The following is a 14,872-nucleotide window of genomic DNA, read 5'->3' as shown; positions in this document are numbered from 1 at the left end:
AGCGACTATCAAGTTTCCAAAACCTGCGAGTACTTGGTGGATTTTCGCGTCGCCCGCTTTTCCGGGGCGTCACATTATCCTTTCATCGAACAGACTCAGACCTATTTCCAAGAGCTCGATCGTTTCATGGGGTAGGGTGAAATAGCGAGTTCGTGTATTTCGTCATTGTCTAATAAGTACGACTTTTAGTCTCGGTCCTTGCGTATGTATGTGGCTGGGATCTGATTTTGGAATTTTGCAGTGGAAGTGGTCGTTATGCGCAATGTATTAATTATCGGTGATTCTCACGTTGGTTCCGATTTTTTTGATATGGACACCCGTTGGTTTTATATTGGAAAAGAGCCTCCGGCGCTTGAGCTTGCCGCTTGTAAAAGGCTGTGTCTGGCGGCCAATTTCGATGTCGAACAGTACGACAAGAAATTGCTGGAAATACTTATTTTCTGTGATGAGATTGTATTTGAGTTTGGCAGAATTGATTATGTTATCGCCAACACCGAGTACAGCATTTTATGCGGTGCGGCGGTTCGCGATCATTACGGGATATCTGGTCGTCGGCTCAGCGACGTCGTTGTGTTCAGAAACAAGTTCCTGATGAAGTCAGCGATTGCCCAGCAGGCTAAGGTCGCGACTAGTCGCTTTGTCGGTGGTGAGCAGCTGGCCACGAAGGGGATGATCGCGGTATCTGAGGTTTTTGCCTCAAGCGATTATCCGCTCGTGCTTAAGGCCGCCTCGCAAGCGGGGAGCCGGCATGTCTACGTGACTCAGGATGCCATGGAGTTAGGGCAGAAGATGCATGAACTCCAGATCCTCGGGGTCGAGTACTTGGTGGAGCAGTTTGTCGACGCGCCGGTCATTCATATTGACGGAGTCTGTCGCGGGGGGAGTTATTGTTTGTCTGTGCTTCCCGGTACCTGGATGATTGCTATGCCTGGCAGCATGAAAAGGTCGCCATGTCTTCGGTGCTAATCGATGATCCAGCACTTCAGAAAGCCATAGTGCAATTCACGCAGCATACGCTCTCTTCGTTGAGCGCCCATGATTTGGTCTTTCATCTGGAGGCATTCCTGCTCAGCGATCAGCGCCTGGTGTTTCTGGAAATCGCCTCGCGTCCCGGTGGAGCCGCGATAGTACCTTGTATAAAGAGTATCTACGGGGTGGACCTGCTTGAGGAAAATTTCAAGGTTGAGGTTGAGGTCCCATCGGCCTTGAACTCTTTGGGATTTCTTGGTGCTCATATGAGTAAGTCAGGCGGCTGGATCGTGCTGGCCTTGCCTGAAATGTCATGGTGCGAGGTGCTGTCAGTCCAGGGAGCCCCTCCGTTGGGCGAGCATGTGACGTGGAGAAAGATTGTTGCTGTCGGTACTCGCTTCAACAAGGAATATTTTGAGTACCCAGCGGTTGGGATGTTTGTCGTAAGCCACGATAGCGCAGAGCAGGTAGGGGTACGTATCCAGCAGATCAAGGCGGATTTTTCTATTGAGGTGTTACGATTGGAACAGTCCATATGACGCATCCACTTCGCTCGATGACCAATAAGTATGAACTTGATGCCCTGACAGGTCATTTCAACATGCTAGCCGCGCAGTTCGGCTTTATCCCCGCAGCACCGACGCAATTGCTCAGTGACGATGAATCCCTGCTCTTTGCTAACTCAACCATTGCCGGTTACAAGCAGCATCTTCTTGAGGGGCGTGTGCCTTTTCCGGGTTTTTCGATTGTTCAGGAGTGCATCAGGAATCAGAATCTCAAAAGCATCAGAAATTGGAGCGAAGAGTTGGAGTACATGAGCTGCTTCACGCAGTTGGGGGTGTTAGGCGGTCCCAATTCATTGCCGCGGATTTTGGAGTTCATTACCGATTATTTCGCGAGTATCAGCAGCCGGCAGCGATTGCTTTGTCGAGTAAGTCGTTCGCTCACTCTGTTTGAGTCTGTCACCCGTAAGTGCGAAGGCTGGGGGATTGAGATCGATGGGCGTCCACCCGGTTACTACCACTGGCGATATGGTCTGGATGAGGTAAGCGGAGAGGGTGTTACCTTCGCAATTCAGGATCAGAGCCAGGGGTTGTATCGGGATATCGGCAATCTTGTTGAAATCAAAGACAGTGCCGGCGTGTTGGGATACGAGTTCGGGTTCGGTGGTGAAACCCTAGACTCCCGGCTTCGAGGTCTCGATTCACCATTCGAGTCCAGTCCGCTGCACGACTATCTGGACGTGGGCAATGAGCCTTCGCTGAAAAGAAAGACGCTCGATTCGCTCATGCTCGCCGCAATGTTGTGTGCTATTGGTGTGAATGAAACAACTCTCAAGCGTGCTTCGATCCTGAGGCGCGCTATGAACGATCTATTCTATCTCTCCCATCTATGTCGGCTGGAGCCGCATGTGATTCTGGCTGCCGGAAGGCAGTATCTGCAGGTTAAGGGCGTAGTCGATAGTAGTTTTGTACGAACGTTTGACACCTTCCAGAGACGGGTTGCCGGCAAAATTGATCTGGCTCGGCGATATATTGACTATGCAAGGAGGCATGACAAGGATTGGGAGTATGTGCGTCGATACTGTGTCGACCGAATGGGTATTCCGACCGCCTATTTCGAGAAAATGTTTGAGCCCCCACAAGTTTATTAGTACTTCAAGACGTGCCTGTCGCACCCTCAATCAACGGTCAAGCGGCTGACTGTACGTACCGGGGTGAAGATATCGAGGCCGAAACGTTCATGAGGGTTTTGGGCTTATTTAATCTGTTTGCGTTGGTGAGTGGCGATTAACCCTGGATTAAGGTATTTCTCGAGATCACCATCAAACCTGTAGGAGCCCGGCTTGCCGGCGATGGCGTCCGCATGGACGCCGTAAGACTCAAGGGCCTCATCGCCGCTAATCGAGCGTCTACTGGCGCCTCTACAATGGGGGGCGAACTCCGGACCGCAGTGGCATCAGGCGATGGAGCGCTGCGGCGTTTCCATTAGGTGCTTCAGGTTATTCATCGCCCGGACCGAGAGTTCGACCATGCGTGCGTGCAAGCCGCTCAGGTTCAGCTCGGTGACGTACTGCAAGGTGCGGATGAACCGCGTGCCACGGCCGTCACGCAGCAGGCTGTAGTGGATGCCACCATCGACCACCGAGGAAGTGAAAGCCACCTTGAACTCACCCGGGGCATTGGCGATGACCACCCGATAGTTCATTTCGATCCGCAAACCCAGCAGGTCGATGATTTCGGTGAAGCGATGATCCTTGGGCAAGGGGCCACGAATGCCGGTTTCGGCGCTGACGGAGGAGGGGTGCCATTCGTGCCAGCGATCCGGCTGGGTGACGTAGGCGTAGAGCGTTTCGATATCGACTTCTATATGGACTTCGTTGCTGAGCGTTTTGGCATAAGGCTGGAAAGAGGGTTGTTCCATGGCTCTGCTCCGACTGCATTCCTTGTTGAAAGGCGGAAACAATAGTGAGCATAGGTGATACAGAAGGTTTCGTGGCCCACGAGACCAGCGGTCGTGCCCGTTTTCCAGGGCACGACCGGCTGCGTTTCACTTGACCTTGAAGCGCCCCATCAGCGTGCTGACCCGGTTGTTGGCGTCCAGCAGGCTAAGGGTATTGGCATCGGTGGCATGGCCACTCTGGACCAGTTCATCGACCATGTGTCGGATCTGTACCATGCTGCGGTTGATCTCTTCGGTGACCGAGCGCTGTTGTTCGGCGGCGGTGGCGATCTGGCTGCTCAGGCCGTTGATATGGCTGACGGAACCGGCCATTTCATCGAGCCCCGAGTTGACTCGCGCCGTGGCGTCGGCCGCCGACTGACAACTGGCCTGGGTATTTTCCATGGCCGCGACCGACGAACTGACACCCTGGGTCAGGCGCGCGAGCATCTCGTTGATTTCCGAGGTACTGGCCTGGGTCCGGGCGGCGAGGGCGCGTACCTCGTCGGCCACCACGGCGAAGCCACGCCCCTGCTCACCGGCGCGGGCGGCTTCGATGGCGGCGTTCAGCGCCAGCAGGTTGGTCTGCCCGGCAATGGCGCCGATCACCCGAGCGTCTCAGTGATGCGCTGGGCGTCCTGTTGCATGCTCTCGACCTTGTGGGTGGCGCTGGACACCTCGTCGATCAGCGCGATCACGCTGTTGGACGCTTCCCCCACCACCACCCGCGAGCGATCCGCGTGTTCACTGGCGCGTTGGGTGAAGGCGGCGGTTTCAGCGGCGTTCTCGGCCACGGTGTCGGCGGTGGAACTCATCTCGGTGATGGCGGTGACGGTCTGCTCGGTTTCCGAGGCGTGGCGAGTCAGAATCTGGTTGGTATGAGCCGAGGTCTGTTGCAGCTTGTCCAGGCTTGAGGCCATATCGCCGGTGGCCTGGGTGACTTCGCCGATCATGTTCTGCAGATAGACGATAAAGCGGTTCACCGAATGGCCGATGGCCCCCAACTCATCTTCGGCACGAATGGTAATGCGCCGGGTCAGGTCGGCATCCCCCGTGGACAACGCGTCAATATTGCTCCTGAGCGCCTGCATCCGGCTCACCAACTTGCGAATGGCGTAAATCTGCAACAGCACCAGCAGCACGATCATCGGGATTTGCAGCAGGGCCAGGGTATTGAGCACGTCATCGCGCTGGGCGGTGATCAACTGGGTCGGCAGGGCCGTGGCGAGGAACCATGGGGTGCCTTCGATAGGGCGCATGAAGAAGGTGCTGGCCACGCCATCGTTGTTGAACTCCACGCGGTGGGACGTGGCATCACGATTTTGCAGGGCACTCTTGACCTGCGCGGCGAAGGCCGAGCCGGCGGCCAGGTCGTTGATGTTCTTGAGTACCACCGGGTTGTTGATGTGAGTGCTGTTGCTGATGATCTTGCCGTCGGCTTCAACAATCAGCATTTCCCCGCCGATGTCTTTTTCCTTGCGCGCCACCAGGTCGTTGAAAAAGCCCAGGGTCACGTCGATGGTCGAGACGCCGTATGGCACGCCATCGCGCTGGATGGCCATGGCGCAGTTGGTACGCGGCTCCTGGCTGGCGTCATCCTTGTAGGCCGCCGCCCAGGCGCATTGGCCGCGCGGGGTGGCCATGCCACCCTTGTACCAGGGCTGCTCGTAATAGTTGGGGGCTTCGGCGCTGTTCCAGAAGGTATTGACCTTCAATTGGCCGTTAGCATCACGGTGCCAGAAGGTGCTGTGCTTGTTCCGACCCGGTGTGCGCAGGCCGGGCAGGGGCCAGATACCACCGCCGAAGACCTTCGGCTCACCGTACTGATCCACCAGGCCCGGCAGGACCTTGTCGATGGTATCGCTGTCGAGCAGGGGAATGGTCTGGGTAATGCTGCGTTGCTGGGCCTGGACCTTGTTCAACTCGCCCTTGATCTGTTCGGCCACTTCGGCCACGCGGTTGAGTACGACCTGCTCCTCGGTCTTGCGTAACGTGGGTGCGACCAACTGGCTGATGCCAACCACGGTCAAGACGAACAACAGCAGGATGAACAGGACCAGAAACAGTGTGTAGCGAGCTTGGATCGTACGGAACATGGGCATGGGACCTGTCCTTGCAAAGCAGTTCTTATTATTCGGCCGCCCGATCTGTTCAGGGCTTCGTCATGCTATCGGCTTGAGCTGAATGAGCTTTAGGTACGATCGTGCAAGAATCAGTCCGGCCAATGGCGTTGCATTGGCAGCCAAGAAACGTTTGCTGAAAATATTATCGGCCGCCGGCAACGGTGGTTTAACACGGCTTATGCGTTTGGCCCGGATCCAGTCTTGCGATTTCTTGACGCCTTATTGCTGTCACCCTATGATGCTGCCATTAATTTGATATCAAATGTTTCAAGGAATGAACATGCATCTTTTCACCCTCGGGATGAGGTCCCCCGCGACCCTGTCGTGTCGTTACCCGAGCCGCTTCATTTTCTCGAAACTTCCCCCGTTCAAAACCCCGGAGCGCTTTTTGGCCTCTGCGGCGATAACACCCTGACCTTCGCTGATCACAGGTCCGGCCTTGCCCAAGAGTAAGGCCGCGCACCTTGTCGTTCGCCTGAAATATCCGTCCGCGCGTTTCCCGATGTCCCCCGTTCCGATTTGTTCCTGGAGTGTGCTGCATGAAAAAAGTGTCACAGGTCACCCTTTACGCGATGACAGCGATCACGCTGGCATCCATCGGTGGTTGCGCCACCGAGAGTTCCCGAGCTTTGCCGGTGCAACAAGTGGAAACGGCCAACCAGGCTTACGCCGGGTTGCGTACCCCGATTGCCGTCGGCAAGTTCGATAACCGTTCCAGCTACATGCGCGGGATTTTTTCCGATGGTGTCGACCGTCTCGGCGGCCAGGCCAAGACCATCCTGATCACCCATCTGCAGCAGACCAACCGTTTCAGTGTGCTGGACCGCGACAACCTGGCGGAGATCCAGCAGGAAGCGAACATCAAATCCCAGTCGCAGAAACTCAAGGGCGCGGATTTTGTGGTCACGGGTGATGTCACCGAGTTCGGTCGCAAAGAGACCGGGGATCATCAGTTGTTCGGCATTCTCGGGCGTGGCAAGACCCAGGTCGCCTACGCCAAGGTCAATCTGAACATCGTCAATATCGTTACTTCGGAAGTGGTGTATTCCAGCCAGGGTGCCGGCGAGTACGCGCTATCGAACCGCGAAATCATCGGTTTCGGCGGGACTGCCAGCTACGACTCGACTCTCAACGGCAAGGTTCTCGACCTGGCCATGCGCGAGGCCGTGAACAAAATGGTTCAGGCGATCGACAACGGCGCCTGGAAACCGGGGCGCCCATAAGTATTTCTATAGCAAGAACAGGGAGTTTTACGCGTCATGGGTAAAATGTTGGGTTTGTTACGTTACGTTGCGACAGTGGTAGTCGGTGGTGTCTTGTTGACGGGCTGTGCCCCAAAGGTCAATACGCTCTATCAGTGGGAAGGCTATCAGCCCCAGGTGTACCAGTACTTCAACGGTGAGGCCAAGGAGGCGCAAGTCGAGGCCCTGGAAGCCGACCTGCAGAAGATCAAGGCCACCGACCGTGCCGCGCCACCGGGTTATCACGCCCATCTGGGCATGCTTTACGGCAGCCTTGGCAAGGATGATCAGATGGTGCAGCAGTTCCAGACAGAGAAGGCACTGTTCCCTGAGTCGACCGCTTACATGGACTTTCTGTTGAACAACGCCCACAAGGGATCAAGCAATGAATCGGCGTTTTCTGGGGGCTCTGAGCGCGCTGCTGCTGGTGAGTCTGCTGGGTGGCTGCGCAGCCACCAAAACCGTGGATTACTCGGCATACAAAGAGGCCCGTCCGCGGACCATCCTGGTGTTGCCGCCGCTGAACGAGTCGCCGGACATCAAGGCCACCTACAGCCTGCTGTCCCAAGTGACATTCCCGTTGGCGGAAGCCGGTTACTACGTGATGCCGGTGGCGTTGGTGGCTGAAACTTTCCAGCAGAATGGCTTGAGCACGCCCACCGACATTCACAACACCTCGCCGGCCAAGTTGAAGGAGATCTTCGGTGCGGACGCGGCCTTGTACATCACGGTCAAGCAATACGGCACGCAGTACATGGTGATCAGCAGCGCCACCATCGTCACGGCCAGTGCCAGGCTGGTGGACCTCAAGACCGGTACCACGCTCTGGACCGGCAGCGCCACGGCCTCCAGCGAAGAGGGCAACAACAATAACGGTGGCGGCCTGGTCGGCATGTTGATCACCGCGGCGGTCAAGCAGATTATCAACAGTGCCAACGATGTGAGCCACCCGATTGCCGGTATCACCAGTCAGCGGCTGTTGTCGGCGGGACACCCGGCAGGTCTGTTGTATGGTCCGCGCTCGCCGAAGTACGGGACGGACTGAGGATCTGAGCCTATAGGGGGGCTTTCTTTCAGAATTGGAATTTTGTAACAGAACACAAATATATATTATACAGTTCTGTTACCTAATCAGGCCCGCCAGCCATTTCCACCTTTGAAAGGATGCTCCCTATGCTCGCCTCGCAAGCGCTTCAGTATTACGGCGATAGCCCCTGCCGCCAGGTTCCTGGAGGTCGGGCATGAGCACCGGTTCAGTCGTCGCCTGGGCCACGGCGCTCAGTACCCGGGTCTTCGAGCGCAAGACCGCCGATACGCAGAAGGCCAACCTGCAGGAAATCAAGAACAAACAGGTGCTCAACAACATCCCCCGGGATCCGACCGCCCTCGACACCGCGCAGATGCAGAAGGACAAGCTGCAGTCGCAATTCCAGGGCTTCGACCCGAAATCGGTGACGCCGGATCAGTTGACCAAGTACAGCAATATCCTCAAGGAACACGGCCTGATCAGCACGTCCACCGCCGGTCTGCTGGCCACGGCCGGCACGAAAAACAAGGCGGGCGAGAAATTCAACGCGCTGGACTATTTCGCCACCCAGATCAGTACGCTGCAGAGCGGCAGCTCGAGCGACCAGTTCTCCAACCATATGATCCCGGAGTACAAGCGGGCGATTAACGTGTTGCTGAACCTGCAACAGTTCGCCAGTTCCGGCGCCAGCATGTCGGTGGATACGAAGGTCTGATCGGATTATTCGCGGGCCGCAAGCGATAAAGGGAGCTTTGCTCCCCTTTTGTTTGTATACGGGGAGGGTGCTGTCAGCGCCGCTGCGTCCGCCCCTGGCGCACAGGCCGCTGTGTGACCGCAACGGGCTGGGTCAGGCCTTGCGGTTGCTTCTCCACCCATGACGTTGTCGCGGCAGTCGTATTGGCGGCTGGGGTGGGTTGATCCGCTGCTTGCCTTTTTTGACGACGGGCAGCACGTCTTCTCAGTTTTTTGCTGATATGGGCCTGAAGGGCGGGGATCATGAAGAAATACAGGTAAGCCGCCAGCACGAGGCTCAGGTCGACCCAGGACTCGGCCACCGGCTCATCAAGTGCCCATTCGATCAGTCGCTTGGCGCCGAACAGCACCACAATGCCCAGCAATGCAAGGCCAAATGCTATTTTCTGTGACTTGACGAGATTCGATAGGCCGGGTCTCATGGCAAGCAGTACTCCTAGCTTATTTGTACCGTTATCTGTGTCTGTGATCATCAGAATTCCTTTCAGTTCCTGTCCTATCCATTTATAGCTGAAGTCGGCCGTATTTTTTGGCTGTCGATCACGTTGTTATATCGTGTAACACCTTTCTATTGTGTCGGTTATAAGGCAGTGATGACAACCACAACTCGTCCGATCAAACACGATCCATGTGTCCAGCCATCACCTTCCAGCCATTGATGCACCATTTCCGCCGCCTATGATGGCCGGGACGCCTGTCGGTCTGCCGTCGTGATCCGACAGCCTCGCGTACCTTCATTCCAGCGAGCGCCACCATGACTCCTACAAGAACCCTCTACGACAAGCACATCGATTCCCATGCGGTGTGTCGCCTCGATGACCAGGGCCATGTCCTGCTGTATATCGACCGCCAGGTCATCAACGAATACACCAGTCCGCAGGCCTTCAGCGGTCTGCGCGAAGCCCGGCGCGCTGTCTGGCGCGCGGAAACCGCGCTGGCGGTGGTCGACCATGTCAACCCCACCGCGCCCCGGCGCATCGCCGCCATGCCTGACGCCGGTGGCGCGCGGCAGGTGTCCTACCTCGCCGAGAACTGTGCCGACTTTGGCATCGAGCTGTTCGATGTGCTGGACAAGCGCCAGGGCATCGAGCACGTGGTCGCGCCCGAGCAGGGCTTTATCCTGCCGGGCATGGTGGTGGCCGCCGGCGACAGCCACACCACCACCTATGGCGCCCTTGGTGCGTTTGGCTTTGGTATTGGCACCTCGGAGATCGAGCACTTGCTGGCGTCCCAGACGTTGGTCTACAAACGCTTGAAGACGATGCGGGTGACGGTCGGCGGCGAGTTGGCGCCGGGGCTGACGTCCAAGGACCTGATCATGGCGCTGATCGCTCGGATCGGTGCGTCCGGCGCCACCGGCTACGCCATCGAGTTCTGTGGCCCGACCATCGATGCCCTGAGCGTCGAGGCGCGCATGACCATCTGTAATATGGCGGTGGAGGCGGGCGCGCGCGGTGCCTTCATGGCCCCGGACGACAAGGTTTTCGCCTACCTCAAGGACAAGCCCCGGGCGCCCAGGGGCGAGTTGTGGGAACAGGCCGTGGCCCGTTGGCGGGAGCTGCATACGGATGTCGGCGCGCGGTTCGACCTTGAAGTCGAGCTGGATGCCGCGGCCCTGGAACCCATGGTCACCTGGGGCACCAGCCCGGACCAGGCGGCGCCCATCGGCACGACGGTGCCGGACCCGCAAGACCTCAGCGACCCGATCCTGCGCCAGGATATGCGTCGCGCCTTGAACTACATGGGGCTGGAAGCCGGCATGCCGCTGAACCGGATCGTGATCAGTCACGCCTTTATCGGCTCCTGCACCAACGCCAGGATCGAGGACTTGCGCGATGCCGCCCGGGTGGTACGCGGCCAGCAGGTGGCCAAGCATGTCCGGGCGATGATCGTGCCCGGTTCCACCCAGGTGCGCGATCAGGCCGAGGCCGAAGGCTTGGAGGCGGTGTTTATCGACGCCGGTTTCGAGTGGCGGCAATCGGGCTGCTCGATGTGCCTGGCAATGAACGACGACGTCCTGGCGCCCGGCGATCGTTGCGCTTCCAGCACCAATCGCAATTTCGAAGGGCGTCAGGGGGCCGGGGCGCGGACGCATTTGATGAGCCCGGCGATGGTGGCCGCGGCCGCCATTGCCGGGCACCTGACCGATATTCGTCATCTGGAGCCAAGGCCATGAGCATGCAGCCGTTTTCCCAAGTCAGCGGCAAGGCCGCGCCGATGCTGGCGGCCAATATCGACACCGATGTGATCATGCCCAAGCAGTTTCTCAAGGGGATTGATCGCAACGGCTTGGACCGTGGTCTGTTCTTCGATCTGCGGATGCTGCCTTCGGGTGAGCCCAACCCTGAGTTCGTGCTGAACCAGCCAGCCTGGAAAGATGCGCGCTTCATGGTGGTGGGACCGAACTTCGGTTGCGGGTCCAGTCGTGAGCATGCGGTGTGGGGACTGAAGCAGGTGGGGATCCGGGCGTTGATCGGCAGCAGTTTCGCGGGGATTTTCTATGATAACTGCCAGCGCAACGGGGTGTTGTTGATCAGCTTGGACGAGTCGACGGCGCAGCGTTTGGGGCAGGTGGTGAGTCAGCCGCGGAGCGCCGAGATCGGCATTGATCTCGAGGCCCAGCAGATCCGTTTGCAGGATGGCAGTGTCATCGAGTTCGAGATTGACGCGTTGCGCAAGACCGCGCTGATGTTGGGGCTCGATGCCATTGGTAGCACCTTGCAGCGCAGTGAGGAGATCAAGGCGTTCGAGCGGGCGCATCTGCAGGCCAATCCCTGGTTGAGCTGAACCCCGGGTCTGACATGACAAGCCAAGCTCCTAAAGTTTTGCGTCGTTCGTGAGGAGCGTGGACGACACAAAACTGCAGGAACCACTGTTTCAGGGCCTCAGATCGACAGCTGTCGAAAGTGCTCCTGCAGAAACTCCACGCAGACTCGCAGTTTCCCCGAGTACGCCAGTCGTGTCGGATACACCGCCCAGACATTCGCGCTCTGGGTGTAGTCGTGCAGCACCCGCACCAGTCGGCCCTGTTCCAGCAGCGGTTTGACATCCCATAGCGAACGCAGCAGGACGCCGCGTCCGTCCAATGCCCATTGCAGGACAATTTCACCGCTGTTGGACGACAATGGCCCGCGCACCCGTACGCTGTCCTGGCTGCCGTCGCGCTCCAGGTTCCAGATACCGAAGGCATTGTCGCGCTCCTTGAGTACCAGGCAGTCGTGTTGTTCCAGGTCGCTCAGTTGCTGCGGCGTGCCACGCCGCTCCAGGTAGGCGGGCGCCGCGCACAGCACCCGTCGATTGCTCACCAGGCGCCGGCCGATATGCTGGCCGGGGATGTCGTCGCCGACACGGATCTCCAGGTCGAAACCCTCGCTGACGATATCCACCACCCGGTCGAACAGGTCCAGGCGGATCTCCAGGTCCGGGTACCGCTCGGCCAGCAGCGATAATGCCGGCGCCACGTGATTGCGTCCGAAGCCGAAGCTGCTGCACAGGTGCAGGCGACCGCTGGGGCTGTCGTGGGCTTCGGACAGCTCATCGTTGAGTTGCTGGAAGTCTTCGAGAATGCGCACGGCCCAGCGTTGCACCCGCTCGCCGTCCTCGGTCAGGGCGATGCGTCGGCTGGTGCGGTGCAGCAGGCGAGTGGCGAGGGTGGTTTCGAGGATCTGGATACGTTTGCTGACGTAGGCGGGTGACAGTCCCAGTTCATCAGCGGCGGCGGCGAAGCCGGCCTTGCGGATAACGGTAAGGAATACGCGCAGGTCTTCGGGCAGGGGCACGTTGTCTTTCTTCTGGCTCATGGGCGAAGCAACGAATACTGGCGGCAGGGGCCGCCAGGATAGCATTGGATGAGGGGGGCGCAGGCAAGGTCAGGGGGTTGCCTTGGCGGCTTCGACCGCTGCCTGGGTAGCCAGGGCCTGGCGCTCGCGCTTGAGGGCAATCGGCGCCATCTTGCCGCGGTCCAGCTCGCCCTCCCAGGCGGCCACCACCAACGAGGCGACGGCGTTGCCGATGATATTGGTCAGCGAGCGACACTCGGCCATGAACCGGTCCACCCCGAGGATCAGCACCATCGCCGCCACCGGAACGGTCGGGACCACCGCCAGGCTCGCGGCCAGGGCGACGAAACCGGCGCCGACCACCGCGCCGGCGCCCTTGGAGGTGAGCATCGTCACCGCCAGCAGGGTCAGTTGTTGTTCCAATGTCAGGTCGATATTGGTCGCCTGGGCCAGGAACAGCACCGCCAGGGTCATGTAGATATTGGTGCCGTCGAGGTTGAAGGTGTAGCCGGTGGGCACCACGATACCCACGACGCCCTTGGAACAACCCAGGCTTTCCAGCTTCTGGATCAGTTGCGGCAGGGCCGACTCCGAGGAGCTGGTGCCGAGCACGATCAGCAGTTCCGATTTGATGTAGCCCAACAGGCGGAAGATGCTGAAGCCGGCATAGCGAGCGATGCTGCCCAGGACGCAGGTGATGAAGATAAAGGCGGTCAGGTAGAACGTGCCGACCAGCTTCATCAGCGGCAGCAGCGAGCCGAGGCCGTATTTGCCGATGGTGAAGGCCATGGCCCCGAACGCCCCGATTGGCGCCACGCGGGCGATCATGCCGACGATGCGGAAGAACACCTCGCTGGCCTGGTGGATCACGCCGACCAGGGGACGGGCTTTTTCACCGACCATCACCAGCGCCAGGCCGAACAGGATTGAAATGAACAGCACCGGCAGGATCTCGCCCTGGGCGAAGGCGTCGAAAAAGGTGCTGGGGATCACATGCAACAGGAAGCCGGTGATGCCTTCGCCATGTTGGGCCTGGCCGACAAAGCCAGCGATGGTCGAGCTGTCGAGGGTTTTCACGTCGACGTTGAAACCCGCGCCCGGGTGCAGGGCATGGGCGGCCAGCAGGCCGATCGCCAGGGCGAAGGTGGAGACGATTTCAAAATACAGCAGCGCCTTGCCGCCGACTCGCCCGACCTGTTTCACATCGTGCATGCTGGTGATGCCGGAAACCACGGTGCAGAAGATGATCGGGCCGATGATCATCTTGATCAGTTTGATGAAACCGTCGCCCAGGGGCTTGAGGTCGATACCGGTCTGCGGCCAGTGGTTGCCGATCAGCACCCCCAGCACAATGGCGATGACCACCTGGACGTACAGGGTTCCCAGCAGTTTGCGGATTGTCATTGTTATTATCTCGTCGCGGTTTTTTGGGGGAGAGGGGGCAAGCCGATCCCGTCATGGGCGGTTTGCGCCGGCCATGCTGGAAAGGGGCGATCAGGTCCTGAGAGGCAGGTTATTCAGCGCAGGAAGGCCAGGACTTCGCCGAGCAATTGTTCGGGGATTTCCTCGGCCAGGTAGTGCCCACCGGGCAAGGCCTTGCCGCACACGTCGGTGGCGACCTGCTGCCATTCGCGCAGCGGATCGAAACAGCGGCCGACGATGCCTTCGGCGCCCCAGAGCACCAGCAGCGGCAGGTTCAGCTTGTGCCCAGCCTCGATGTCGGCGCGGTCGTGTTCCAGGTCGATACCGGCGCTGGCGCGGTAGTCCTCGCAGATGCCTCGCGCGCTGCCGGGCAGGCTGAGGCAGCGCAGGTATTCGCTGAAGGCCTCGTCGGTAAATGGCTTGAGGCCGGCACTGCGGCTGCCCATCACGCTGCGCAGGTATTGCTCCGGGTTGGCTTCGATCAGGGTTTCCGGCAGCGGTGCCGGGCGGATCAGGAAGAACCAGTGCCAGTAGGCGCGGGCGAAGGCTTCGTCGGTCTGGGCGTACATCGCCAGGGTCGGGGCGATATCCAGCAGCACCATGCGCGACACGGCCCGCGGATGGTCCAGGGCCAGGCGATGAGCAACGCGGGCGCCGCGGTCATGGGCCAGGATCGAGAATTCGCTGAAGCCCAGGGATTCCATCAGGGCCACGCCGTCGCGGCCCATCTCGCGCTTGGAATAGTTGAGGTGCTGTTCGTCGGCCGCGGGTCGGGCGCTGTCGCCATAGCCGCGCAGGTCGGCGGCGACCACGCTGAAGTGTTTGCTCAGGTCGCCGGCGATCTTGTGCCAGATGACATGCGTCTGCGGGTGGCCGTGCAGCAGGAGCAGGCCCGGGCCGCTGCCGCCGATGCGGTAGGCAATGTCCACACCGTTGACGTGGCGCTGGTCTTTCTGGAATCCGGCGAACATGGGATGACTCCTTATGATTGTTGCCTACATCCTAAGACCCACAGCGCACAGGGCAAGCTGCAAAGCGTGGTGCGCCTGTTCATGAAGTGTGTTGGTCCGCCCGGTGTTACATCGGATGCGCGTTGAAAAACCCGACTGGAGCCAG

The 14,872-nt window shown here is 59.2% G+C and carries 14 protein-coding genes and 2 pseudogenes; 9 read left to right on the top strand and 7 right to left on the bottom strand.

Annotation, left to right across the window (positions count from 1 at the left end; genetic code table 11):
• The first annotated feature begins 240 nt into the window (after window positions 1-240).
• From PFEN_RS18320 to PFEN_RS18310, 3 genes are read left to right on the top strand one after another with little or no spacing between them, the layout of a single operon-like run.
• Window positions 241-966 (top strand): hypothetical protein, encoded by a 726-nt coding sequence (locus tag PFEN_RS18320; RefSeq protein WP_191488205.1) that lies wholly within the window; start codon window positions 241-243, stop codon window positions 964-966.
• Window positions 951-1,508: a hypothetical protein gene (locus tag PFEN_RS18315; protein WP_191488204.1), complete on the top strand. Its 558-nt coding sequence runs from the start codon at window positions 951-953 to the stop codon at window positions 1,506-1,508. Before PFEN_RS18320 ends, PFEN_RS18315 begins: the two co-directional genes overlap by 16 nt.
• Window positions 1,505-2,623, top strand: coding sequence for a hypothetical protein (locus tag PFEN_RS18310; RefSeq protein WP_191488203.1), 1,119 nt, complete (start codon window positions 1,505-1,507; stop codon window positions 2,621-2,623). Before PFEN_RS18315 ends, PFEN_RS18310 begins: the two co-directional genes overlap by 4 nt.
• Window positions 2,624-2,928: 305 nt before the next feature.
• Here PFEN_RS18310 and PFEN_RS18305 read toward each other — a convergent pair whose 3' ends face one another.
• From PFEN_RS18305 to PFEN_RS18300, 3 genes and pseudogenes are all read right to left on the bottom strand, one after another.
• A complete protein-coding gene (locus PFEN_RS18305; protein WP_191488202.1) occupies window positions 2,929-3,393 on the bottom strand; it encodes an SRPBCC family protein in 465 nt (154 codons plus the stop codon).
• A gap of 126 nt (window positions 3,394-3,519) precedes the next feature.
• Window positions 3,520-4,017 (bottom strand): annotated as a pseudogene (locus tag PFEN_RS31505) (methyl-accepting chemotaxis protein); the annotation flags it as partial.
• The gene (locus PFEN_RS18300; protein ID WP_412071450.1) at window positions 4,017-5,507 is read right to left on the bottom strand and encodes a methyl-accepting chemotaxis protein; all 1,491 of its coding nucleotides are present in this window, start codon (window positions 5,505-5,507) and stop codon (window positions 4,017-4,019) included. The pseudogene PFEN_RS31505 and the gene PFEN_RS18300, both read right to left, overlap by 1 nt.
• 566 nt (window positions 5,508-6,073) lie before the next feature.
• On the opposite strand from PFEN_RS18300, the gene PFEN_RS18295 reads away from it, so the two are divergent.
• The 4 genes and pseudogenes from PFEN_RS18295 (at window position 6,074) to PFEN_RS18280 (ending at window position 8,517) form a co-directional block, all read left to right on the top strand.
• On the top strand, window positions 6,074-6,757 hold the full coding sequence (locus PFEN_RS18295; protein ID WP_191488201.1) for a CsgG/HfaB family protein: 684 nt from the start codon (window positions 6,074-6,076) through the stop codon (window positions 6,755-6,757).
• 36 nt (window positions 6,758-6,793) lie between these two features.
• Window positions 6,794-7,153: pseudogene (locus PFEN_RS18290) on the top strand (DUF4810 domain-containing protein); the annotation flags it as partial.
• Window positions 7,154-7,160: 7 nt separating this feature from the next.
• Window positions 7,161-7,820, top strand: a complete 660-nt coding sequence (locus PFEN_RS18285) for a DUF799 domain-containing protein (RefSeq protein ID WP_191488200.1) — start codon at window positions 7,161-7,163, stop codon at window positions 7,818-7,820.
• 196 nt (window positions 7,821-8,016) lie between these two features.
• On the top strand, window positions 8,017-8,517 hold the full coding sequence (locus PFEN_RS18280) for a hypothetical protein (protein ID WP_191488199.1): 501 nt from the start codon (window positions 8,017-8,019) through the stop codon (window positions 8,515-8,517).
• A 73-nt stretch (window positions 8,518-8,590) separates the two neighbouring features.
• Here PFEN_RS18280 and PFEN_RS18275 read toward each other — a convergent pair whose 3' ends face one another.
• A complete protein-coding gene (locus PFEN_RS18275; RefSeq protein ID WP_191488198.1) occupies window positions 8,591-9,028 on the bottom strand; it encodes a hypothetical protein in 438 nt (145 codons plus the stop codon).
• 281 nt (window positions 9,029-9,309) lie between these two features.
• On the opposite strand from PFEN_RS18275, the gene leuC reads away from it, so the two are divergent.
• Window positions 9,310-10,731, top strand: coding sequence for a 3-isopropylmalate dehydratase large subunit (leuC, locus tag PFEN_RS18270; RefSeq protein WP_191488197.1), 1,422 nt, complete (start codon window positions 9,310-9,312; stop codon window positions 10,729-10,731).
• A complete protein-coding gene (gene leuD / locus PFEN_RS18265) occupies window positions 10,728-11,342 on the top strand; it encodes a 3-isopropylmalate dehydratase small subunit (RefSeq protein ID WP_191488196.1) in 615 nt (204 codons plus the stop codon). Before leuC ends, leuD begins: the two co-directional genes overlap by 4 nt.
• Window positions 11,343-11,440: 98 nt before the next feature.
• On the opposite strand, the gene PFEN_RS18260 is transcribed toward leuD, so the two are convergent.
• From PFEN_RS18260 to PFEN_RS18250, 3 genes are all read right to left on the bottom strand, one after another.
• Window positions 11,441-12,355: a LysR substrate-binding domain-containing protein gene (locus PFEN_RS18260; protein ID WP_191488195.1), complete on the bottom strand. Its 915-nt coding sequence runs from the start codon at window positions 12,353-12,355 to the stop codon at window positions 11,441-11,443.
• Between the two features lie 69 nt (window positions 12,356-12,424).
• Window positions 12,425-13,738, bottom strand: coding sequence for a dicarboxylate/amino acid:cation symporter (locus PFEN_RS18255; RefSeq protein ID WP_191488194.1), 1,314 nt, complete (start codon window positions 13,736-13,738; stop codon window positions 12,425-12,427).
• A gap of 113 nt (window positions 13,739-13,851) precedes the next feature.
• Window positions 13,852-14,727, bottom strand: a complete 876-nt coding sequence (locus PFEN_RS18250) for an alpha/beta fold hydrolase (RefSeq protein WP_191488193.1) — start codon at window positions 14,725-14,727, stop codon at window positions 13,852-13,854.
• Between the last annotated feature and the right edge of the window lie 145 nt (window positions 14,728-14,872).

The organism is Pseudomonas sp. FEN (genome assembly GCF_904067045.1).
GTDB lineage: Bacteria > Pseudomonadota > Gammaproteobacteria > Pseudomonadales > Pseudomonadaceae > Aquipseudomonas.
Note: the sequence above shows the minus strand (reverse complement) of the source record. Positions and strands in the feature narration are given on the sequence as shown.